The 23,166-nt window shown below is 65.1% G+C and carries 20 protein-coding genes; 16 read left to right on the forward strand and 4 right to left on the reverse strand.

Translation table 11 applies throughout. From position 1 onward, the window contains the following. Nucleotides 1-231: 231 nt before the first annotated feature. Both HBA99_RS11610 and HBA99_RS11615 read left to right on the forward strand, forming a co-directional pair. On the forward strand, nucleotides 232-1,230 hold the full coding sequence (locus tag HBA99_RS11610) for an adenylate/guanylate cyclase domain-containing protein (protein ID WP_070924158.1): 999 nt from the start codon (nucleotides 232-234) through the stop codon (nucleotides 1,228-1,230). A gap of 18 nt (nucleotides 1,231-1,248) precedes the next feature. Then, on the forward strand, nucleotides 1,249-2,019 hold the full coding sequence (locus tag HBA99_RS11615; RefSeq protein WP_057968385.1) for a rhomboid-like protein: 771 nt from the start codon (nucleotides 1,249-1,251) through the stop codon (nucleotides 2,017-2,019). On the opposite strand, the gene HBA99_RS11620 is transcribed toward HBA99_RS11615, so the two are convergent. Genes HBA99_RS11620 through HBA99_RS11630 form a run of 3 tightly spaced genes read right to left on the reverse strand, consistent with a single transcriptional unit; the run spans nucleotide 1,976 to nucleotide 4,432 of the window. Next, nucleotides 1,976-2,479, reverse strand: coding sequence for a methylated-DNA--[protein]-cysteine S-methyltransferase (locus HBA99_RS11620; RefSeq protein WP_057968386.1), 504 nt, complete (start codon nucleotides 2,477-2,479; stop codon nucleotides 1,976-1,978). The two genes, HBA99_RS11615 and HBA99_RS11620, sit on opposite strands and share 44 nt — an antisense overlap. Beyond that, on the reverse strand, nucleotides 2,476-3,957 hold the full coding sequence (locus HBA99_RS11625; RefSeq protein WP_070924159.1) for an Ada metal-binding domain-containing protein: 1,482 nt from the start codon (nucleotides 3,955-3,957) through the stop codon (nucleotides 2,476-2,478). The genes HBA99_RS11620 and HBA99_RS11625 overlap by 4 nt, the downstream gene beginning before the upstream one ends. Nucleotides 3,958-4,006: 49 nt before the next feature. Further along, nucleotides 4,007-4,432, reverse strand: a complete 426-nt coding sequence (locus HBA99_RS11630; protein WP_227457849.1) for a DUF6653 family protein — start codon at nucleotides 4,430-4,432, stop codon at nucleotides 4,007-4,009. An 83-nt stretch (nucleotides 4,433-4,515) separates the two neighbouring features. On the opposite strand from HBA99_RS11630, the gene pheS reads away from it, so the two are divergent. From pheS to HBA99_RS25110, 13 genes are all read left to right on the forward strand, one after another. Continuing rightward, nucleotides 4,516-5,571 (forward strand): phenylalanine--tRNA ligase subunit alpha, encoded by a 1,056-nt coding sequence (pheS, locus tag HBA99_RS11635; RefSeq protein WP_109491724.1) that lies wholly within the window; start codon nucleotides 4,516-4,518, stop codon nucleotides 5,569-5,571. Further along, the gene (gene pheT / locus HBA99_RS11640) at nucleotides 5,571-8,045 is read left to right on the forward strand and encodes a phenylalanine--tRNA ligase subunit beta (protein ID WP_070951019.1); all 2,475 of its coding nucleotides are present in this window, start codon (nucleotides 5,571-5,573) and stop codon (nucleotides 8,043-8,045) included. Before pheS ends, pheT begins: the two co-directional genes overlap by 1 nt. 258 nt (nucleotides 8,046-8,303) lie before the next feature. Further along, nucleotides 8,304-9,347: an N-acetyl-gamma-glutamyl-phosphate reductase gene (argC, locus tag HBA99_RS11645; RefSeq protein WP_070924161.1), complete on the forward strand. Its 1,044-nt coding sequence runs from the start codon at nucleotides 8,304-8,306 to the stop codon at nucleotides 9,345-9,347. Beyond that, nucleotides 9,344-10,552, forward strand: a complete 1,209-nt coding sequence (gene argJ / locus HBA99_RS11650; protein WP_030098045.1) for a bifunctional glutamate N-acetyltransferase/amino-acid acetyltransferase ArgJ — start codon at nucleotides 9,344-9,346, stop codon at nucleotides 10,550-10,552. The genes argC and argJ overlap by 4 nt, the downstream gene beginning before the upstream one ends. After that, the gene (argB, locus tag HBA99_RS11655; RefSeq protein ID WP_030098044.1) at nucleotides 10,549-11,418 is read left to right on the forward strand and encodes an acetylglutamate kinase; all 870 of its coding nucleotides are present in this window, start codon (nucleotides 10,549-10,551) and stop codon (nucleotides 11,416-11,418) included. Before argJ ends, argB begins: the two co-directional genes overlap by 4 nt. Further along, nucleotides 11,415-12,605 carry an acetylornithine transaminase gene (locus HBA99_RS11660; RefSeq protein WP_070924162.1) on the forward strand — a complete coding sequence of 397 codons (1,191 nt, stop codon included), beginning with the start codon at nucleotides 11,415-11,417 and terminating at the stop codon, nucleotides 12,603-12,605. The genes argB and HBA99_RS11660 overlap by 4 nt, the downstream gene beginning before the upstream one ends. After that, on the forward strand, nucleotides 12,602-13,543 hold the full coding sequence (argF, locus tag HBA99_RS11665) for an ornithine carbamoyltransferase (RefSeq protein ID WP_070921921.1): 942 nt from the start codon (nucleotides 12,602-12,604) through the stop codon (nucleotides 13,541-13,543). Before HBA99_RS11660 ends, argF begins: the two co-directional genes overlap by 4 nt. Then, a complete protein-coding gene (locus HBA99_RS11670) occupies nucleotides 13,540-14,028 on the forward strand; it encodes an arginine repressor (RefSeq protein WP_030098041.1) in 489 nt (162 codons plus the stop codon). Before argF ends, HBA99_RS11670 begins: the two co-directional genes overlap by 4 nt. Nucleotides 14,029-14,040: 12 nt before the next feature. Further along, nucleotides 14,041-15,249, forward strand: a complete 1,209-nt coding sequence (locus tag HBA99_RS11675; protein WP_070951018.1) for an argininosuccinate synthase — start codon at nucleotides 14,041-14,043, stop codon at nucleotides 15,247-15,249. Continuing rightward, nucleotides 15,246-16,655: an argininosuccinate lyase gene (argH, locus tag HBA99_RS11680; protein ID WP_070951017.1), complete on the forward strand. Its 1,410-nt coding sequence runs from the start codon at nucleotides 15,246-15,248 to the stop codon at nucleotides 16,653-16,655. The genes HBA99_RS11675 and argH overlap by 4 nt, the downstream gene beginning before the upstream one ends. A 9-nt stretch (nucleotides 16,656-16,664) precedes the next feature. Continuing rightward, on the forward strand, nucleotides 16,665-17,438 hold the full coding sequence (locus HBA99_RS11685) for a hypothetical protein (protein ID WP_064408722.1): 774 nt from the start codon (nucleotides 16,665-16,667) through the stop codon (nucleotides 17,436-17,438). Then, nucleotides 17,435-18,061: a hypothetical protein gene (locus HBA99_RS11690; protein ID WP_070951016.1), complete on the forward strand. Its 627-nt coding sequence runs from the start codon at nucleotides 17,435-17,437 to the stop codon at nucleotides 18,059-18,061. The genes HBA99_RS11685 and HBA99_RS11690 overlap by 4 nt, the downstream gene beginning before the upstream one ends. A gap of 251 nt (nucleotides 18,062-18,312) precedes the next feature. Further along, entirely contained in the window at nucleotides 18,313-18,642 is a 330-nt protein-coding gene (locus tag HBA99_RS25110; protein WP_057968414.1) for a hypothetical protein, read from the forward strand. Nucleotides 18,643-18,644: 2 nt separating this feature from the next. Here the strand turns inward: HBA99_RS25110 and HBA99_RS11700 are convergent, their stop codons facing one another. After that, nucleotides 18,645-19,967: a hypothetical protein gene (locus tag HBA99_RS11700; RefSeq protein WP_081346129.1), complete on the reverse strand. Its 1,323-nt coding sequence runs from the start codon at nucleotides 19,965-19,967 to the stop codon at nucleotides 18,645-18,647. Nucleotides 19,968-20,148: 181 nt separating this feature from the next. Here HBA99_RS11700 and HBA99_RS11705 point away from each other — a divergent pair, with 181 nt between their 5' ends. Then, the gene (locus tag HBA99_RS11705; protein ID WP_070951015.1) at nucleotides 20,149-23,121 is read left to right on the forward strand and encodes an acyl-CoA synthetase; all 2,973 of its coding nucleotides are present in this window, start codon (nucleotides 20,149-20,151) and stop codon (nucleotides 23,119-23,121) included. Nucleotides 23,122-23,166: the final 45 nt, after the last annotated feature.

Genomic DNA, 23,166 nt, shown 5'->3' on the forward strand with positions numbered 1-23,166 from the left:
TCCTATGTGGCGCCTATCACGCACGATATGGGTGACAACCGGCGTTGTCCACGAGCATCTCAGCGGTGTTGAGAACCGTTTGCCAACCGTGTCCGAAGCTCCATGCGGCCGCTACCAGCGCCGACCGGTATCCACCAGGCGGTTGAGGAGAAGGACCCGAACCGGCGCGAAGGCGGCGACACTGGCAACGACGAGATTGCCGCCGCACACCCCAGCACATAGGCTGATGCCGTGGATGTCGAGCCGTCAGGCCTCGATGCCGAACCGGACCGTGAGCACAACTCGGGAATCCGTAAGCGCAGGCGAGGCCGCACCAGTGGGTCTGCGCGGCATGACCTCGCCGCGGAGTCGCCCGATGCGGCCGCGCCAGCGCAGAATTCCGATCCCGCCGAGCCGGCCTCTCGCCATATCGCCCGAGCCGGGAGCTGGTTCCGCAAGATGGATCGGGATCCCACGGTCGTCGCGGCGGTGCGCCGTGCCCGGCGTTCGCTGCCCGGTGACCCGTATTTCGGCGACCCCCTGTCCACCAGCGGTTTTGGTGGGGCGAGTGCGGTGGCGCGCGCGGCTGACCGATTGGTGACCGACAGAGACACCGCATTCCGTGAGTTCGGGTTCGGCGCACTGCAGATCTGGCAGGCCTTCACCGAGAAGGTCAGCAAGCAGCCGGCGAATCGCGAGGTCACCCTGGTCTTCACCGATCTCGTCGGATTCTCCGCGTGGGCACTGGAGGCCGGTGACGAGGCAACGCTGAAACTGCTGCGTCGGGTGGCATCGGTCGCCGAACCTCCCATGCTCAATGCCGGGGGGCAGGTGGTCAAGCGCATGGGCGACGGCATCATGGCCGTTTTCGATGATCCGATCACGGCCCTACAAGCCGTCATTCCTGCCCGCGACGCATTGAAAAACGTTGAAATACAGGGGTATACGCCGCATATGCGGATTGGGATCCACACCGGAACGCCTCAGCGCATCGGATCGGACTGGCTCGGAGTCGATGTGAACATCGCCGCCCGCGTCATGGAGAGCGCCGCGAAGGGTGGTCTGGCGATCTCGCAACCGGCTCTGGCCAAGGTGCCGCTGGTGCTTCTTGATCACCTGGGACTCACGCCCACGCCCGTGCGGCGACCGCTGTTCTCCAGCAGGCCGGCCGGTGTGCCCGAGAACATGAAGATGTACCTACTCGAAACTCGCAGGGAACTGCCAGCCGCTGGGGACGACGGTCGCATCTAGACGGTGCGATCATGGATCATGCGGAGAGTCTGGGCCGCGCTTGTCCGGCTGCGGGTCACCATCGGTTACGCGGTTGCGCTGGTAGCAGTCGCCACCGTGCTGGTGGTCGAGGGGCCGCGGATGCAAGACCGGGTGATCGCTCATGCGAGCACCAATCTGCACAATCTGCACCAGGGACGCCTGGGCACCCTCATCGGCAGTGCCTTTGTGACCGACGCCGGACCAATCTACCTGTGGCTTCCCGGCCTGATCTGCATCCTTGCCCTGGCTGAACTGCAGTGGCACAGTGGGCGTTTGGCGCTGACCTTCGTGCTCGGTCATATCGGGGCGACCCTCATCGTGGGAGTCGGAACCGCACTGGCCATCTGGATGCACTGGGCCCCGATAACCATCGCGCGGGCCAGCGATGTGGGGATGAGCTACGGGACAGCCGCTGTTGTCGGCGCACTCACCGCATCGATTCCGCCGCGCTGGCGTGGCTCGTGGATGTCCGGCTGGATCGCCGTCGGCGCCGTATCCATCGCTTGCAATCAGACGTTCACCGAGGTGGGGCATCTCACGGCATTTCTCCTCGGGATGCTCGCGGCGCACACGCTGTCCCTGCACGCACCGCATTGGTCCGTACTCCGATTGCTGCTCTTAGGATTTGGTGGACTATTCGCCCTGATGATGTTCTCCGAGGACGCCCAGACTCTTGCGGCGGCGGTGCCCGCCGCGATAGCCGCGGTGCTCATCAGTCAATGGGTCAGGTCCCGGCGGGAGCCTCGTGATCAAGTAGCCACCGCTTGATCGGAAGCCCATAGCGGAAGCCTCCCAGTGCGCCGCCGATGCGGTACACCCGGTGGCACGGCACGAACAGCGCCGCCGCATTCCGGGCGCAGGCACTGGCGGCGGCACGGACCGCCGCGGGCCGTCCGGCGCGCACGGCGAACTCGCTGTAGGTGATGGGCGCTAAGGGATCGACCTGTCGCAGCACATCCCAGGCGTGCATGAGGAAGTCCCCGGAACGCTGGGTGACGGGGATCGAGTCGATGGCGGTCAGATCGCCCGCGTGGTAGTCGGTGACAGCCTTGGACACCTTGCCGAGATCGCGCTTGCGATTCAGTTCCCGCGGGCGCAACGTCGGATGTATCAACGCGTGCAGTAGCTCGGGGGAGTCCGTCCATCCCGATGCCAGGACCGTCCCCGATCCGTCGACGATGGCGGTGAACGGCCCCACCGGGGTGGTGAGAGTCGAGTAGTCGCTCACGAGATTCCTTTCTGTGCGCGAATGCGCGGACGGGGTAGCGCAGTGATTCCCTTGCGCCACAGGTGCATAGATACATAAGACCGCCAGGGCGAGCAGTCGCGGGCAGCTGCGAGGTCTATGCCCTCTGCTGCTGCGCCGCGGCGCAGCACCAGATCGTGCTCGAGGAGAACGTCTGGATCGGCGAGTTGACGCATCACCACGTAGTCAGCGGTCCAAGGTCCGATTCCCTTGATCTCCAATAGTTGCCGGCGCATGTCGGCGGCGTTCATGCCGTGATGCAACTTCAGCTTGCCGGTCGCGAGCCTATCGGCGGCCCCCACGATCGCGGTGATCCGGGCCGCAGGTCCCGCCATCACCTCCGTGCCGGCGGCGGCGACCGCCTCGGGGGTGGGAAACAGACGTGTCACCCGCCCGGTCGTGTCGGCCACCTCCTCGCCGAGTTCGGCAACGAGGTGTGCCGTAGCGGTATTGGCCGCGGACACCGAAATCTGCTGCCCGATCATGGTGCGCAACAGCAGCTCTGCACCGTCGACTGTCCCCGGCACCCGGATACCGGGAGCCTCGGCGACAAGTGGGGCCAGCGCTGGGTGAGACAGCAGCGCGTCATCCACCGCCGCGGGGTCGGCATCCAGATCAAGAAGATGGCGCAGGCGGGCCACGGCGGGCGCGAGGTCACGCATATCGGAGAGCTGTAGGTCCGCGCGCACCTGATCGACGTCGACCGTCAGCGTCGCAACGACGGGACCGTGGGGCATCCTCAGTGCTCGGGTGTACCGTCCCTCGGCAAAATCCTCGACTCCGCGCGCGCAGTGATGCTCCAATAGCCAGATCGACCAAGCGACGTTATGAGGCTGCCGCAGAGGAAGTTTCAGGCTGACGCCGCCGGGCATCGGTGCCGATGTGTGACTCGCTGCACGGGGGAGCTCGGCGCGTAGTTTCGACGGTGTCGTCGCGAACACCGCGGCGATCGTGTCGTTGAACTGCCGAATACTGGAAAACCCGGCCGCAAAGGCAATGTCGGACATGGCCAGTTCGGTCCGCTGAATGAGTAGACGTGCGGTGGTGGCGCGATTGGCGCGCGCCAGGGCCAGCGGGCTTGCGCCGAGCTCGGCGAGTAGAACCCTGTTGAGCTGACGGCTCGAGTATCCGAGGGCACGGGCCAAACCATCCACGCCATCGCGCTCGACCACGCCGTCGCCAATAAGACGCATCGCTCGAATAGCTAAGTCGGACTTGATATTCCACAATGGCGACCCGGGTGCCGCGTCCGGCAGGCACCGTCGGCAGGCTCGATAGCCCTCGGCCTGCGCCGAGGCGGCGGTGGGATGGAACGAGACATTCTGACGCTTCGGGGTGATGGCCGGGCAGGACGGCCGGCAGTAGATGCCGGTGGTGCGAACGGCCGTATAGAACTGGCCGTCGAATCGGGTGTCACGGGACTGCACTGCCCGGTAACAGGCCTCCGCGTCAAGTTCCATGCTTCGAGCATGCCCGCGGTCCCACCGCAGCGCTAGCGGAAATCGGACATTACCGTCCGGACTGATTTGCCTCCCAGATGTGGGCGTAGCGCCGCCAGGCCAGCAGCGTGATCGTCATCGACAGTGCGGTGCCTGCCGTCGCCCCGATCCCTGAACGCCGCCAGGCGGCTATCAATGCCGAGATCAGCGCGGTGCCGCCGACAATGCCCAACACGGTGAGGGCAGTATCCGACGTAGGTCTGGTCATCCAGATCTCTTCACCGCGTATGGCACGAGTGGCAAAGGAGTTGTTGTCCCGGGGCGGCGGGGTCACCACTGGGTTGATGGCGAGCCACGCAGCGATGGGGACCGCCCAACGCCATCGCCGGGTCCATACCGGAACGAGCAACAGCGGTGTCGTTGCCCAACGGGACCACGCACTGACCGGATGGCAATGTCTTTCGAAGATCCAGCGGCGCACTGCTTCGCCATTCACCCGCTCAACACTAGGCGGTGCGGTGGTGCCCGCCGGGCATGACCGCACGGTGGTTAACCCGCCTTACCCTATGATCGGCATCCGTGGCCGATCACTCGCAGGACCCTTCAGTGGAACCATCAGAGAGAGCTCTGACGAGCGCCGTTGATGCTGCTCGCGCGGCCTTTGACGGCGCCGGTGACCTGGATGCCCTCGCGCAGGCAAAGGTTGACCATCTGGGGGAGAAGTCGCCGCTGGCGCTCGCGCGGCAGGCGCTGGGCGCGCTGCCGAAGGAGCAACGGGCTGAGGCCGGAAAGCTTGTCAACGCCGTACGCACCCAGGCACAACAGGCGTACGACATCCGGTTGGAGGCACTGCGCGCCGAACGTGATGCCGCCGTACTGGTCGCGGAGCGTGTCGATGTGACCCTGCCGTCGACGCGCCAGACGATCGGAGCGCGCCACCCGATCACCATCCTGTCCGAACACATTGCGGACACCTTCGTAGCGATGGGGTGGGAGGTGGCGGACGGCCCCGAGGTGGAGACCGAACACTTCAACTTCGATGCCCTCAACTTCTTGCCCGACCACCCGGCTCGCAGCACACAGGACACCTTCTACATCGCCCCCGAGGAGTCGCGACAGGTGTTGCGCACGCACACCTCACCGGTTCAGGTCCGTACCCTGTTGGCGCGCGAGCTGCCCGTCTACGTGATCTCGCTGGGGCGCGCCTTCCGCACCGATGAAATCGATGCGACGCACCTGCCCGCCTTCCATCAGGTAGAGGGGCTCGCCGTAGATCGCGGACTGACCCTGGCCAACCTCAAGGGCACGCTCGACGCCTTCGCGCGGGCCATGTTCGGGGCACAGGCACACACCCGGATGCGGCCGCACTTTTTCCCGTTCACCGAACCCTCCGCCGAGGTGGATGTCTGGTTCGAGAACAAGAAGGGCGGGGCCGGCTGGGTTGAATGGGGAGGCTGCGGCATGGTGAATCCGAATGTGCTGCGGGCCAGTGGTATTGATCCCGAAAAATACAGCGGCTTCGCGTTTGGCATGGGGCTGGAACGAACCTTGCAGTTCCGCAACGGGCTGCCCGACATGCGCGACATGATCGAAGGCGACGTACGCTTCAGCCTCCCGTTCGGGGTGAGTGCCTGATGCGTATTCCCTACAGCTGGCTTATCGAGGTCCTGCGTGTCGGTGCTCCGGAGTTCGCCGCTACCCCGGCGAGTATCGAGGAAACGCTGATCCGCATCGGTCACGAAGTGGAAGAGGTAATCGTTCCCGGTCCGGTTACCGGACCGCTGGTGATCGGGCGCGTCGCCCAGATCACCGAACTCACCGACTTCAAAAAGCCGATCCGGTTTTGCCTGGTGGACGTAGGCGAAGCCGAACCTCGTGAGATTGTCTGTGGTGCATCGAATTTCGCCGTCAACGACCTCGTGGTGGTGGCACTCCCGGGCGTCACGCTGCCCGGCGACTTCACCATCGCGACACGAAAGACCTACGGACACACCTCCGACGGGATGATCTGCTCGACGACCGAGCTGGGTCTCGGCTCGGACTCGTCGGGCATTCTGGTGCTACCGCCGGGAACCGCCGATCCCGGTGCCGACGCCGCCGAGGTGGTCGGGCTGGACGATGTCATCTTCGATCTGTCGATCACTCCGGATCGCGGATACTGCCTGTCCGTTCGCGGGCTGGCCCGCGATCTGGCTTGTGCGTACGACCTGGATTTCGCCGATCCAGCTGCGGTAGAGTCGCTCCCGGCCGACAAGCCCTCGCTGCCGGTACATATCGACGCCGGTACTGGGGTCAAACGCTTCGGGTTGCGCCCGGTGATCGGCATCGATCCGGCGGCGGTGTCGCCGTGGTGGCTGCAGCGACGGCTGATGCTCTGTGGAATCCGGGCCATATCGCCTGCGGTGGACGCCACCAACTACGTGATGCTCGAGATCGGGCATCCCATGCACGCGCATGACAAGGCGCGGATCAGCGGGGATTTCCGGGTGCGATTCGCGACACCCGGCGAGACGGTTATCACCCTCGACGATGTGCAACGCAAGCTTGAACCCGGCGACGTTCTGATCGCCGACGATGCCGGTGTGACCGCCATCGGCGGTGTCATGGGCGCCGGAAGCACCGAGATGCGCGAAGACTCCACTGACGTGCTCCTCGAAGCCGCGGTATGGGATCCGGCCGCGGTACTGCGCACCCAGCGTCGGCTACACCTGCACAGCGAGGCGGGACGTCGCTACGAGCGTTCCGTGGATCCCGCGATATCCGTTGCCGCGCTAGATCGTTGTGCGTCTCTACTGCGTGACATAGCAGGCGGCAGCACGCCCGCCGAACTCACCGATTGGTCGGCCGACGGCCAGGCTCGATCAGAGATTGTCATGGCCACCGACCTGCCCGCGCGCATTGCCGGGATCGACTACGCCGACGGGGTGGTGGAACACCGCCTCCGGCAGATCGGTGCCGAGGTGGCGGTGGAGGGCGACACCCTGCGGGTCACACCGCCGAGCTGGCGTCCGGACATCACCGAGGGTGCGGACCTGGTGGAGGAGGTGCTGCGACTCGAAGGACTGGAAGATATCCCGTCGATTCTGCCCGCGGCACCACAAGGCGGTGGCCTCACCGCGCCGCAACGCCGTCGCCGTGCGGTGGGGAAGTCCTTGGCGCTCAGCGGATACACCGAGATCCTGCCGATGCCCTTCCTGCCTGCCGGTGTGTTCGACGCATGGGGCCTGGATCAGGACGATCCGCGCCGACGTACCACAAAGGTTCTCAACCCGCTGGAATCCGATCGCCCCGAACTGGCCAGCACGCTCTTACCTGGGGTGCTTGAGGCGTTGTCGCGCAATATTTCTCGCGGAACTGTCGACGTCGCGTTGTTCACTATCGGTCAGGTTGTCCGGCCAACCGAGACGACCCGGGCGATCCCGCTGCTCGACGTGACGGATCGCCCCTCCGAGGCCGAGCTCAGTGCATTGTTTGAGTCTCTGCCCGCGCAGCCCGTCCATGTGGCACTTGTGCTGACGGGGGCGCGCGAGCCGAATGGTCCGTGGGGGCGTGGGCGCGCCGCCGATGTCACCGACGTGCTGGAAGCTGCCCGGATCATCGGGCGGGCCGCCTACGTGGACCTGTCGCTGCGGGCCGGCAGTGAATTGCCGTGGCATCCGGGGCGGTGCGCGGAGATTGTGGCCGATGGCCAGGTTGTCGGGCATGCCGGCGAACTGCACCCGGCGGTCATCGAACGGCTCGGGCTGCCCAAACGCACATGCGCCCTGGAGCTGAGCCTCGATGCGCTTCCCATCACCAATCCGCTTCCCGCGCCCAGGATCTCGCCATTCCCGGCAGTGCTTCAGGACGTTTCGCTGGTGGTCGCCGAAACGGTGCCCGCCGATGCGGTCACCGAGGCGCTGCGCGCCGGGGCGGGTGAGTTGATCGAAGAGGTGCGTCTGGTGGAGGTTTACACCGGGCCGCAGGTGGGCGAAGGCAACAAATCGTTGAACTTCCGGCTGCGTTTCCGGGCAACCGACCGCACCCTGACAGAAGACGAGGCCACCGCCGCACGGATAACGGCGGTGGCCTCTGCGGCCGAGCGCGTTGGGGCAACCCAACGCACCTAGCAGGTCTTACTGTCCTCGGCGCTGGTCAGCCTGCTCGCGGTGCTGCTCCTGGCGCTGACGATCGGCACGATCCGACATGGAAGGCTCCCTTCTCGTTCTCGCTCGTTATCAACTGCCGGCGCTATTCGCCAGCTACCTCCACCGTAACCGTGGGAACGGGGCATCACACCGTTTAGCTCAAGTTGAGGTTGATCGCGTGCCCAAAAGACCTGTCGAATATATTTGCGCTTGACTGCATAATGATACAGAATTGCGGCTATGACTACTGGGTTCTCGGTCGCGGTCGCCGGTGCCAGCGGATATGCCGGCGGTGAGATTCTGCGCCTGCTGCTCGCACATCCGGCATACGCCGCGGGCCGCCTGCGCATCGGGGTGCTGACGGCTGGTTCGAACGCCGGCAGCAGCCTCATCGAGCATCACCCGAATCTGACGCCGTTGGCTGACCACAAACTACAGCCCACCGATCCCAAGCTGTTGCGGGGGCATGACGTGGTGTTCCTGGCATTGCCGCACGGGTCTTCGGCCAAGATTGCCGACGAGCTGGGGCCGCAGACCCTCATCATCGACTGTGGCGCCGACTTCCGGCTGACCGATGCCGCCGCATGGCAGCGTTACTACGGCTCGAAACATGCGGGGAGCTGGCCGTATGGCTTACCAGAGCTTTCCGGTGCACGTGCGGGCCTGCACGGCACCAAGCGTGTAGCGGTTCCGGGCTGCTATCCGACGGCAGCACTGTTGGCGTTATCTCCTGCGGTCACCGCAGGACTCGTGGATCCGACGGTCACCGTGGTCGCGGTGAGTGGCACCACGGGCGCCGGACGCGCCCCCAAGGCCGACCTGCTGGCCTCCGAGGTCATGGGATCGGCTCGCGCCTACAACATCGCCGGCGCGCATCGGCACACTCCGGAGATCGCTCAGGGGCTGAATCATCCGTCGGGCAAGCCGGTCACCGTCTCCTTCACGCCCGTACTCATCCCCATGCCCCGCGGCATCCTCGCCACGTGTACGGCGCCAACCAGTGCGACCCTGGCCGAGATCCGGGACGCATATCAGGAGGCATACCGCGATGAGCCGTTCATCCACGTGCTTCCCGAGGGACAGTTGCCCACCACCAAGGCGGTATCCGGGAGCAACGCCGCGCACATCGGGCTGGCCGTCGACCCCGACGCGGGCGTGCTGGTGGCGATCGCGGCGATCGACAACCTGGTGAAGGGCACCGCAGGAGCCGCGATTCAATCCATGAACCTCGCACTCGGCTGGCCCGAGGGCGACGGCCTATCCATCGTGGGGGTAGCACCATGACCGAGAACAACTCGCCGTTAGTTCGGACGCAGGGCGTCACCGCGCCCGCCGGCTTCAAAGCGGCCGGAATCGCCGCCGGAATCAAGGTCTCAGGCAAGCCGGATCTTGCCCTGGTCTTCAACGAGGGGCCCGACTACGCCGCGGCGGGGGTGTTCACCCGCAACAAGGTCAAGGCCGCGCCCGTGCTCTGGTCGCAGCAGGTTCTCACCACGGGACGGCTGCGCGCCGTCATTCTCAACTCCGGTGGAGCGAATGCATGCACCGGGCCGGTCGGATTCCAGGACAGCCACGCCACCGCGGAGGAGGTCGCCAAGACGCTCAGCGACTGGGGCACCGAGACCGGGGCCGTCGAGGTGGCCGTGTGCTCCACCGGACTCATCGGCGACCGGTTGCCCATGGACAAGGTGCTGGCCGGGGTGCAGGAAATCGTGCACGAGCTGGCGGGTGGCCTGGGCGGTGGCACCGACGCCGCGCACGCCATCATGACCACCGACACCGTGCCGAAAGAGGTTGCGCTGCATCATAAGGGCGGCTGGACGGTGGGCGGCATGGCCAAGGGCGCGGGCATGTTGGCGCCCTCCCTGGCCACCATGCTTGTGGTCATCACGACCGACGCCGCAGTGCCCGCCGCGCAGTTGGATTCCGCGTTGAGGGCGGCTACCGCGCGCACCTTCGACCGGCTCGACGTCGACGGCAGCTGTTCCACCAACGACACCGTGCTGCTGCTGGCCTCCGGGGCAAGCGAGATCACTCCTGACGCAGAGGAATTCGCTGCCGCGGTAGCACGGGTCTGCGATGACCTGGCCGCGCAGCTGCAGTCCGATGCCGAGGGTGTCACCAAACGGATCCTGATCACCGTCACCGGAGCGGTCACCGAGGACGACGCGGTGGCCGCCGCCCGGACGGTGGCGCGCGACAGCCTAGTCAAGACCGCGCTGTTCGGCTCCGACCCCAACTGGGGCCGAGTGCTCGCCGCGGTCGGCATGGCCCCGATAGACCTCGACCCGGATCGCGTCACGGTGTCATTCAACGGAAACCTGGTATGCGCCAACTGCACCGGCGCTCCGGGCGCTCGTGATATCGATCTGTCCGGGCCGGACGTCGAGGTACTCATCGACCTCGGCGCGGGGGATCAGCGGGCGACCATCCGGACCACCGATCTTTCGCATGCCTACGTCGAAGAGAATTCGGCGTACAGCTCATGAAGGCTCCCAAGAAGGCGCGCGTGCTCGCCGAGGCGCTGCCATGGCTCAAGAAGCTGCATGGCGCCATCGTCGTGATCAAGTACGGCGGCAACGCCATGACTGACGATGCGCTCAAGAACGCCTTCGCCGAAGACATGGTGTTCCTGCGCAACTGCGGCATCCACCCCGTCGTCGTGCACGGCGGCGGCCCGCAGATCACCTCGATGCTGAAAAAGCTTGGTGTTTCCGGAGAGTTCAAGGGTGGCTTCCGGGTCACCACACCGGAAGTGCTGGACATCGCGCGAATGGTGCTCTTCGGTCAGGTTGGCCGTGAGCTTGTCGGGTTGATCAACAGCCACGGGCCGTACGCGGTGGGGATCACGGGCGAGGATGCGCAGCTGTTCACAGCCGTGCGCCGTACCGCGACCGTAGATGGCGTCGAGACCGATATCGGGTTGGTCGGCGATGTGGCACAGGTGAACCCGGAAGCGATCCTTGACCTGATCGATGCCGGACGTATCCCGGTGGTATCTACCCTTGCCCCCGATGCGGATGGCGTGGTGCACAACCTCAACGCCGACACCGCCGCCGGCGCACTCGCCGAAGCCCTTGGCGCCGAGCGTCTCCTGATGCTCACCGATATCGAGGGCCTTTACACCGACTGGCCGGATCGGGGATCGCTGGTGACCGCTATCGCCGCCGAGGATCTGCGCGGGCTCCTGCCCAGGCTGGAATCGGGCATGATTCCCAAGGTCGAGGCATGTCTGCGGGCGGTGGACGGCGGGGTGCCCAGCGCCCACATCATCGACGGGCGCGTCGAGCACTGCGTATTGGTCGAGCTATTCACCGACGAGGGCGTCGGGACACTTGTCAGGAGCCAATCATGAGCAACACCAGCGAGACCCAGCAGCGCTGGGAACACGTCATGATGAACAACTACGGCACACCGCCGGTCGTCCTCGCCGAGGGAGACGGGGCCGTCGTCACCGATGTGGACGGCAAGCGGTACCTGGATCTGTTGGGCGGCATCGCCGTCAACGTCTTGGGTCACCGCAACCAGGCCGTCATCGATGCCGTCACGCACCAACTCTCGACACTCGGCCACACCTCGAATCTGTATGCGACGGGCCCCGGCCTCGAGCTCTCCGAGGCGCTCGTCGCACGGCTGGGAGTTCCGGGCAGGGTGTTCCTCTGCAATTCCGGCACCGAAGCCAACGAAGCCGCGTTCAAGCTGACCCGGCTTACCGGGCGCACCAAGGTCGTAGCGGCCGAAGGTGCCTTCCACGGCCGCACCATGGGATCGCTGGCGCTCACCGGCCAGCCGGCCAAGCAGGCGCCGTTTGAGCCGTTGCCGGCGGGGGTTGTTCATGTACCGTACGGCGATCTCGCCGCCATCGAGTCGGTTGTCGACGGTGACACCGCAGCCGTCTTCCTGGAACCGATCATGGGCGAAGGCGGGGTGGTGGTTCCACCAGAGGGCTATCTCGCCGGGGTGCGTGAGATCACCGCGCGCCGCGGCGCGCTGCTGGTGCTCGATGAGGTACAAACCGGAATCGGCCGCACCGGAACATTTTTCGCACATCAACAGGTGGGAATAACCCCCGATGTGGTCACCCTGGCCAAGGGGCTCGGCGGCGGTCTGCCGATCGGTGCCTGCATCGCGACCGGAGCTGCCGCAGAGCTGCTCACCCCGGGGCTGCACGGCAGCACGTTCGGAGGCAATCCCGTCTGCGCCGCCGCGGCCCTGGCGGTCCTGCGGGTTCTCGATGAGCAGAACCTCGTCGATCACGCTGCCGCGGCCGGGAAGTCGTTGAGCCATGCCATCGAAGGGCTGAACCATCCGCTGGTCGCGCGGGTACGCGGCGCGGGTCTGCTCCTGGGAATCGTCCTGAACGAGCAACGTGCCAAGGCGGCCGAGACAGCGGCACGCGAGGCCGGATTCCTGCTCAACGCCGCCGCGCCCGACGTGCTGCGTCTGGCCCCGCCGCTGATCCTCAGCGATGAACAGATTGAGGAGTTCGTCGCCGCGCTGCCCGGCATCCTCGACACCGCAGCAGAACAGGAGCTGGCATGAACCCGGCGGGAAGCATCCGACATTTTCTGCGGGACGACGATCTCTCACCTGCCGAGCAGGCTGAAGTCCTCACGCTGGCTGCCGAACTCAAGAAGGCGCCGTTCTCGCGGCGGCCGCTCGAGGGCCCGCAGGGGGTCGCCGTCATTTTCGAGAAGAACTCGACCCGGACGCGGTTCTCCTTCGAGATGGGCATAGCGCAGCTGGGTGGGCACGCCGTGGTGGTCGACAGCCGCACCACTCAGTTGGGACGCGAGGAGACCCTCGAAGACACCGGGCAGGTGTTGTCCCGGTATGTGGAAGCCATAGTGTGGCGCACCTACGCACAGGAACGCCTGACCGCCATGGCAAGCGGCGCCTCCGTCCCCATCGTCAATGCCCTGTCCGACGACTTTCACCCGTGCCAGGTGCTCGCGGATCTGCAGACATTGGCCGAGCGCAAGGGCTCGCTGGCCGGATTGCGACTGACGTATCTGGGTGACGGGGCCAACAACATGGCGCACTCGCTGATGGTCGGCGGCGTCACGGCAGGCATCCACGTGACGATTGCGGCGCCCAATGGGTTTGCACCGCATGGTAAGTACGTCGCCGAAGCCGAGCGGATCGCCGCGCACACCGGTGCGTCCGTCACCGTGACCGCTGACCCGCGAACCGCTTCCACCGGTGCCGACGTCCTCGTCACCGATGCGTGGACCTCGATGGGACAGGAGAACGACGGCCTCGACAGGGTGCGGCCTTTCCGGTCGTTCCAGGTGAACGAGGATCTGCTCGGGCTGGCGGATTCAGAAGCCATTGTCCTGCACTGCCTTCCCGCACATCGCGGCGAGGAGATCACCGATGAGGTGATCGACGGCCCCCGTAGCGCCGTATGGGATGAGGCCGAGAACCGTCTACACGCCCAGAAGGCGTTGCTGGTGTGGCTGCTGGAACAGCGACGATGACAGCCTCACACGCCGCCGACACCCGAGCGGGCCGGCAGGCCCGCATCGTGGCACTGCTGTCCACCCAATCGGTACGCAGCCAGGGCGAACTGGCTGCACTGCTGGCCGCCGAGGGCATCGAAACCACCCAGGCCACGTTGTCCCGGGATCTCGACGAGCTCGGTGCCGTGAAACTTCGCGCTGCCGACGGCGGGGTGGGGGTGTACGTGGTGCCCGAGGACGGCAGTCCGGTGCGTGGAGTGTCCGGCGGCACCGACCGGCTCTCCCGGTTGCTGGGGGAGCTGCTGGTATCCACCGACGCCAGCGGTAATCTCGCGGTACTGCGCACGCCGCCGGGTGCCGCGCACTATCTCGCCAGCGCGATTGATCGCGCCGCATTGCCCGACGTAGTCGGGACCATCGCGGGGGATGACACCATTGCGGTGATCGCCCGCGAACCCTTGACCGGAGCCCAGCTCGCCGCACAATTCGAACAGCTTGCTTAAGAGAGAGAAGACATGACTAGCAGTGACCGCGTAATTCTGGCCTACTCGGGCGGGCTCGACACCTCGGTAGCGATCAGCTGGATCGGCAAGGAAACCGGCCGCGATGTGGTGGCGGTTGCCATCGACCTCGGCCAGGGCGGCGAGGACATGGAGGTGGTGCGCCAGCGTGCCCTCGACTGTGGCGCCGTCGAGGCGGTTGTCGTCGATGCCCGCGATGAGTTCGCCGACGAGTACTGCTTGCCGACCGTGCAGTCCAACGCGCTGTACATGGATCGTTATCCGCTGGTGTCGGCGATCAGCCGTCCGTTGATCGTCAAGCATCTGGTGGCCGCCGCCCGCGAGCATGGCGGCGGGATCGTCGCGCACGGCTGCACCGGCAAGGGCAACGATCAGGTGCGTTTCGAAGTCGGATTTGCCTCGCTGGCACCGGATCTGGAGGTGCTAGCTCCGGTCCGCGACTATGCCTGGACCCGCGAGAAGGCCATTGCGTTCGCCGCCGAGAACGAGATCCCGATCAACGTGACGAAGAAGTCGCCGTTCTCCATCGACCAGAACGTGTGGGGCCGTGCGGTGGAAACCGGTTTCCTGGAAGACCTTTGGAATGCCCCGACCAAGGACGTGTACGACTACACCGAGGACCCGACCCTCAACTGGGGCGCACCCGACGAGCTGATCATCACCTTCGAGAAGGGTGTGCCCACCGCGATCGACGGCAATCCGGTCACCGTGTTGGAAGCCATCGTGGAGCTCAACCGGCGTGCCGGGGCGCAGGGTGTGGGCCGTCTCGATGTCGTCGAGGATCGATTGGTCGGCATCAAGAGCCGTGAAATCTACGAAGCGCCAGGCGCGATGGTCCTCATCACCGCGCACGAGGAGCTGGAGCACGTCACCCTGGAGCGTGAGCTTGGCCGGTACAAGCGGCACACCGACCAGAAATGGGCCGAGCTGGTCTATGACGGTCTGTGGTACTCGCCGCTGAAGCGCTCACTGGAGGCATTCGTCGCGGACACCCAGCAGCATGTCTCCGGTGACATTCGACTGGTGCTCCATGGTGGAAACATCGCGGTGAACGGCCGCCGCAGCGCCGAGTCTCTGTACGACTTCAACCTGGCCACCTACGACGAGGGCGACAGCTTCGATCAGTCGAGTGCCAAGGGATTCGTGCACATCCACGGCCTGTCGTCGAAGATCTCCGCACAGCGGGACCTGTCGGGGAAGTGAGCACCAACGAGGGATCGCTGTGGGGTGGCCGGTTCGCCGGCGGGCCCGCGCCCGCGCTGGCAGCACTGAGCAAGTCCACTCATTTCGATTGGGTGCTGGCGCCGTACGACATTCGGGCATCGATCGCACATGCCCGGGTATTGCGCAAGGCCGACCTGCTGACCGATGAGCAACTGTCGGCCTTGGTGGACGGGCTGCAACAGCTGGACCGGGACGTCGCTTCCGGACAGTTCGTGCCTGCCGACACCGACGAGGATGTGCACGGCGCTCTCGAACGCGGACTCATCGAACGTGTCGGAGCCGATGTGGGTGGTCGTCTGCGCGCCGGTCGCTCCCGAAATGATCAGGTGGCCACGCTGTTCCGGATGTGGCTGCGCGATGCGGCCGGGCGGGTGTCCGACGGCGTGCTCGACGTGGTGCAGGCCTTGGCCGATCAGGCCGGTGCACATCCCGAGGCGATCATGCCGGGCAAGACTCATCTGCAGGCCGCCCAGCCCGTGCTGCTCGCCCACCATCTGCTCGCCCATGCGCAGCCACTGCTGCGTGATGTGGACCGACTAGTCGACTGGGACCGGCGTACGGCCGTCTCGCCCTACGGGGCCGGTGCACTGGCGGGCTCCTCGCTCGGTCTGGACCCGGACGCCATCGCGTCGGATCTGGGATTCACTGCGGCCATGGATAATTCGATCGATGCGACGTCGGCCCGCGATTTCGCGGCCGAGGCCGCCTTCGTCTTCGCGATGGTCGCCGTCGATCTGTCGCGCCTCTCCGAGGACATCATTCTCTGGAGCACAACAGAATTCGGCTATGCCGAACTCGACGATTCCTGGTCTACCGGTAGCTCAATCATGCCGCAGAAGAAGAATCCTGATATCGCCGAGCTGGCCCGCGGTAAATCGGGGCGCCTGATCGGAAACCTCACCGGCCTCCTCGCCACCTTGAAGGCCCAGCCGCTGGCCTACAACCGTGATCTGCAGGAGGACAAGGAACCGCTCTTCGATTCGGTGGCGCAGCTGGAACTCCTACTGCCCGCGATGGCCGGCCTGGTCGCGACACTGCGGTTCCGCACCGAGCGCATGGCGGCCCTCGCCCCGGCGGGGTTCACCCTGGCCACCGACCTGGCCGAGTGGATGGTGCGCCAGGGCGTACCGTTCCGCGTCGCGCATGAGGCGGCAGGGGAGGCGGTTCGTGTCGCCGAGGCCCGCGGGGCCGGCCTGGAGGATCTCACCGATGCCGAACTCGCGGCCATCCACCCGGACCTGACGGGACAGGTGCGCGCCGTGCTCACCACGACGGGATCGGTCGCCTCCCGCAGCGCCCGTGGCGGCACCGCACCGGAACGCGTTGCTGAGCAGCGCGAACTGGTGCTGGCCCGTCTCAACGTGCTGCGCGGTCAGAGCCGCTAACATCCAGGCATGGACGGTGAGCCGGACCCGACATCGTCGGGCCCCGGTCCGGGGGGAGATATACCGGACGACCCGAACGCGGCGTGGCGCCGCCCGGTGGGCACTGAACCGCCGCAGGCCGGCGTCGCGATCGAGGAGAGCCCAACGCGGTCGGCACCACATGGTGTGATCGGTCGGACCATCGATTGGGTCCGTACGTGGTGGAACGACCTTGAGTTCGTGCAGATGTGGCATGTGGTCACAGTGCTCGCGATTGTGACGACCGCCGGATTCGGTGGCTTGGACGCCGTGGACAAGACTCCGCAGACATTCGATCTTGGCAAGCCTTTCGACAATGGTGAATTCACCATCACTGTGCAAAAGGCCGTTCTGCGATCGGAAATCGTCGGCGGTGGAGCGGTGATCGCAAAAGAGAAGCCGGGACGCATGTATCTTGCGGTCCTTGCGGAGGTCACCAACAACTCCGATCGCGTCGACGTGGTCAGCAGCCAGTTTTCCCTGCCGAATGTGCCCGATGTACAAGACATTTCTCAGTTCCAGGGCCAGCGCGCCGTGACTCTCCGGATCGAAGACGGCAGCTTTTTGGTCGGGCTGCAACCTGATATCACCGAGAAGGTGGCAGTGGTGTGGAGCGTCCCTTCTGCCGCTGTACTACCCGGATCCACGGTGTCGGTTCAGGTGCCATACCGGAAATTTAGCCGTGGCCTGGTGCTCTATGGCGAGGGCTGGGTTGATGACGGCAAGAGCGCAACAACCAGTGTGCCTGTGGAGGTGTCTTCGTGAACTTCCCGAAGAAACTCTTGCCTTTCCGGGCCTCCTCGCCGCTTCTGCGCGTATCCGTGACGGCTGCGGTGGTGGCTGTTTTACTTTCTGCCTCCGTCTACGTCTGGAATCGCCTTCCGTCAGCCGCCGAGACTCAAAATGCCTTTGATGTTCACGGCACGATGGGAAGTTCGGTAACCGGCCGGTTGTTCTCGGCCACGGTGACCAAGGTCGGGATCGGGCCAGTCGTCAAACACACCGGCTTTTCTCCGCGTCAGCGAAACATCAAGTCCGCCGGTCAATGGGTCGTCGTCAAACTCACCATCACATCAATGACGGAGGCCTCACAGGCTGACGCGATACTGGCGCTCGGCGATAAGGGCTACACACCTGACAGCCGACTTGAGGGATCCACGTTACTGGGCGCACGTCTGACTCCGCTGATCCCCGAAACCGGCGTTTTTGTTTTCGAGGTCAGCTCAAGTGTGCTTGAAGATGCTCGCTCAGCGAAGTTGTACATTTTCTACGCCGCCGGACAGTACAAATGGGATTCACGGCTCGTGATCGATATTCCGCTCGACAACGAGCATGCACCCCGGGCGTCCGTTATCGCGCTTCCCAAAACGGTGGTGGGCAAGCAATGAGCGAAATGCAAACCAGCACCGATGCCCCGCGGCACCGACGCGAGCACGCCCCGGACCAACTGCCGTTACGTTCGCGCCTGTGGTTTCGCAATGCCGTCGCGGGAGTGATTGTCATCGCGGTGTTCTCCGGGGTATGGGCTGTCTCGTTCCGCGATTCGTGGCGGGACTATCGAGCGAGTGTGGTCCCACTCCATGTGATTGCGACCGGGCAGTCCGGGGAAGCATACGGACAGACGTGGCGCCTCGCCGGAGTGAAGCACCTCGGCAAAGCCCCGCGCGGAGCCAATGGGGTCATTCCGAAAGGGGCGGAACTGGCGGTGGTCACGATAGAACGCTCTGGCCCCGTTCCTCAGAACTTCTTCTGTGACGGAAGAATCACTGACGGTGAGCATCAGTGGCCGGAGGCTCCGTTCCTGTTGTATACGGTGACGCCCCCAGACGGTGTCGTCGATCACTGCGACAAACCGGGAAACCTTCAGTTCAGCTTCCTGGTGCCCGACGATGTGACCATGACCGCTGTCGACCTGGTGAACCCCGTAGGCGGCGGTGCCCAAATCTTGGTCAGATTTGAGCTGTCTTAGTTCTACCGATCGGCGACAACGGGATTTGCCGAGAGAGCGTCTTCCGAGTCGGCTGGGTAGTCGACAACCTCGTTGTCATGTAGCGCCGCCGCTTCCGCCTCTGCCTTTTCGACGCAATGGGCGAAGACAGATGCGATGACGCATACCCTCAGGGAGGAAACAAGAACACCTGAAATCGCCGTCAATATAGGCGCGACGCCATTCCAGAACGACAGCGGATGTGGGCCCAACATCCAGGCAAAACCACGGGTCAGGTATCCGCCGACCTGCATTTGCGTGGTGAGGAAACTGTCGGACATGTCCAGCCACGCCAAGCAGAGATACACCAGTACATAGCCAGACAGCAGGACTAGTCCTCCGTGCAACACCAGGCGCGCCGAATCGACAATAGGTTTAGCGCTGCCGAACTGCGAGAGCAGCCAATCCTTGGCCTTACCCCTGGTCTGCTCGGACACCCTGCTAGTCACCCGACGCTGGACCTGATCCCGGGTGGGTGCGAGTCTGTCGGCCACCACCTGGCTGTCAATACCCGCCAGCCGCCGAAGCACTCCCCGCCAGCTGGCGTTACTGGACGAGCCATAAATGATGCCGGCGATAGCCAGCCAGATCAGGGGTACGGCCGCTGCTCCCCAGACGATATGCCACGCGTCACTAACAAAGCCCCAGAGAACCTCCAAAGGGCGAAAATGCGAGAACAGTTCGCTGCGCATTTCGTCAAACCAGACCACGATGCGGCGTTCCTTGAACCAGGCCGATGGGCTCAGGAAGAAGTTCACGCCCTTGCTGGCGGAGAAGGACAACACCAGGAAGACCCACAAGGCATCCAGGTACACCCTGATGAAAACAAACCACCCGGGCAGCCTGTTCTTGATGAATTTGAGGTTCAACACGAGCCGTAGTGCAAATGCACCGGCGATCAGTACCCAGACGTAATTCGTCACCGGAACATCCCCCAAGTTGACCACCTTGGTGCCGGTCGTCATGTGGGCGCCCACGCGGTGCCACATCGCCTTCTGCTCGTAGGTCAGCCAGTCGTCCTGGAACATCTTCCACGCCAGGTAGATAACAAAGAACGGCAGTACAACATTGGCGAATATGTCGACATTGCGCAGGGAGATCCTGGGCATGGCCGCCAACACCGGAATCGCCGAGCGCAGGACCAGGAACATCGCGATGATCGACCCCAGCCGGGCCAGACCCGCGAAGGGCATCAGTAGGTCGACCACGAGATAGTTGTTCCACGCATATTTGGCCGCCAGCTCGATGACGATGTTGCGCCCCAACAGGCCCAGCAGATAGCAAGCGGCCAGTTGAGGCAGGTACATCACCCAGAGGCGCAGCGGTCGCAGCAACAGATTCCCCACCGCGCCATCGTAGAGCCTCGTATCACGGCGTCGCTTCCGATCCGGTGGCTGGGATTCGGTCAGCCCGATGGGTCCGCTGTGACAGGATATGCAGGCCCTCACCTGGGCAATATTGCGGATGATCGGTATCTAAGGAGCAGCTGTGTCCTTCAATCTCTCCTCCTTGACCAAGCCCGTCGCCCGCCTGGCCGCCACCGCGCAGAACGGGCTGGAGGTCCTGCGTCTCGGTGGACTCGAGACCGGCAGCACCGCGTCCTCGCACCAGATCATCGAGAGCGTCCCCATGTACCGGTTGCGCCGCTACTTCGCACCGGGGTCCTCCGGCGCCGAAGATGCCGGGCCCGTGGTCCTGATGGTGCACCCGATGATGATGGCCGCCGACATGTGGGACGTGACCCAGGACGGCGGCGCCGTAGGCATCCTGCACCGTGAGGGCATCGATCCGTGGGTCATCGACTTCGGCAGCCCCGACCGGATGGCCGGGGGCATGGAGCGCACCTTGTCCGATCACGTGGTGGCCGTCAGCGACGCCATCGAAACCGTGCACCGGATCACCGGCCGTCAGGTACACCTGGCCGGATATTCACAGGGCGGCATGTTCTGCTATCAGACTGCGGCACTGCGCAAGTCGCGCACCATCGCGAGCATCATCACCTTCGGTTCGCCGGTCGACGCCAACGCCGCCATGCCCATGGGCATGCCCGCGGGGCTGTCGGCCGATATCGCCGAGTTCATGGCCGACCACATATTCAGCCGGTTCTCCATTCCGGCGTGGTCGGCGCGCATCGGGTTCCAGATGCTGGACCCGGTCAAGACGGTGAAGGGCCGTCTCGACTTCCTACGGCAGCTACACGACCGCGATGCGCTGCTCCCGCGCGAGCAGCAGCGCAAGTTCCTGGCCAACGAGGGCTGGATCGCCTGGTCCGGGCCCGCGATCGCGGAGCTGCTGCGCCAGTTCGTGGTGCACAACCGGATGACCACCGGCGGCTTCACCGTCAACGATCGCGTGGTCACGCTCAGCGACATCACCTGCCCGGTGCTGGCTGTGGTCGGCGAGGTCGACGACATCGGACAGCCGGCCTCGGTGCGCGGCATCCTGCGTGCCGCGCCGAAGGCCGACGTGTACGAATACCTCATCCGCGCCGGCCACTTCGGTCTGGTGGTCGGCTCGACCGCGGTGGCGCAGACCTGGCCGACGGTGAGCCAGTGGGTGCAATGGCGTGAGGGCGAGGCGTCCAAACCCCCGGCGGTCGACCTCATGTACGAGCACGAAAGCGGTCAGCTCGACGGCGGCGGTGTGCCACTCACGTCTCGGGTCGCCCACGGTTTGAGCACCACCACCGAGGTCGCCATCGCCGCCGCCCGCACGGCGGGAGCGGCCGCCGCGGCTGCCAACAAGTCGGTGAAATCCATTGCCGTCGAGGCGGTTCGTACACTGCCACGGTTGACGCGACTGGGCCAGATCCATGATCACACCCGAATCTCGCTGGGCCGGTTGATGACCGAACAGGCGCGCCGCACTCCTCATGGTGAGAGCTTCTTGTTCGACGGCCGGGTGCATACCTATGAGGCGGTGGACCGCCGCATCAACAACGTGGTCCGGGGCCTCATCCAGGTGGGTGTGCGCCAAGGTGTCCGGGTAGGTGTCCTGATGGAGACCCGGCCCAGCGCCCTGGTGGCGATCGCCGCGCTGTCCCGCCTGGGGGCCGTGGCTGTGCTGCTGCCGCCCGATGCGGACCTGGAAGTCGCGGTGAAGCTGGGGGAGATTTCCGAACTGCTCACCGATCCGCCGAACCTTCCTGTCGCACAGGGCCTTCCCGTGCATATCTTGGTACTTGGCGGTGGTGAGTCGCGCGATCTGTCCATTCCGGACGACGGCTCGATCATCGATATGGAGCAGATCGACCCCGATGCCGTCGAGCTGCCCGGCTGGTACCGGCCAGACCCCGGGCAGGCCCGCGATCTGGCTTTCGTGATGTTCAGCGGATACGGATCCCGGCTGGTTCCCAAGCAGATCACCAACCACCGGTGGGCGTTGTCGGCATTCGGTACCGCGTCGGCCGCCGCGCTGACGTCCAATGACACCGTGTACTGCCTCACGCCACTGCATCATCAGTCCGGCCTCTTGGTGAGCCTGGGCGGCGCGGTGGCCGGTGGCGCGCGCATTGCGCTGTCGCGCGGGCTCAATCCGGATCGTTTTGTCCAGGAGATCCACCAGTACGGCGTGACCGTGGTGTCCTACACCTGGGCGATGATGCATGAGGTCATCGACGATCCTTCGCTGGCGTTGGGTGCGCACCACCCGGTGCGGTTGTTCATCGGTTCGGGCATGCCGTCGGGTCTATGGCGGCGCGTTACCGAGAGATTCGCACCCGCCCATGTCGTCGAGTTCTTCGCGACGACCGACGGCGAAGCGGTGTTGGCCAACGTGTCCGGTACCAAAATCGGCAGCAAGGGGCGGCCACTGCCCGGCGGCGGCAAGGTTCGGCTCGCCGCATACGACCCTGTCGACGACGTCATCATCGAGGGGGAGGACGGGTTCGTGCAGATCGCCAAGCCCGGCGAGGTCGGTCTGCTCTTGGCGAAGCCACCCGGTGATGTGGATCCCGCGGCTGCGATTCGGCGCGGCGTGTTCGCGCCTGGCGATACCTGGGTGTCGTCGGAATCTCTCTTCCGTCGCGATGAGGACGGCGATTTCTGGATGCTCGACGGCCGAAACACCGCGATCCGTACCGCACACGGTGTTGTGTACGCCGAAGCCACCAGTCACGCACTGGGTTCGGTGAGTGCAATCGACCTGGTCGCGACGTACCCCGTGGAGTCCGGCGAGGCCAGCGTCGCGGTGACCGCTGTGGTGCTTCGCCCCGGTGAGGCGATATCACCTGCGGATCTCGCGGAGGCCTTCGTATCCGTGCCGATCTCGGAACGCCCGGACATCGTCAAGGTGGTATCCAATCTGCCCTTCAGCGCGACCTATCGCCCTTCCACCACACACCTTCGCGAGTCGGGGTTGCCGAAACCGGGACGCCAGACCTGGTATTTGGACCCCGAATCCGGCGCGTACCACCGGTTAACCGCCGCGACGTACGACGCGCTTCAGGGCGCCGCCCAGTAGCCCGCATCGGGCGCGCCAGCCCCGGTCCCGTCGCCTTCCGCTGCT

Source organism: Mycobacteroides chelonae (assembly GCF_016767715.1).
Lineage (GTDB): Bacteria > Actinomycetota > Actinomycetes > Mycobacteriales > Mycobacteriaceae > Mycobacterium > Mycobacterium gwanakae.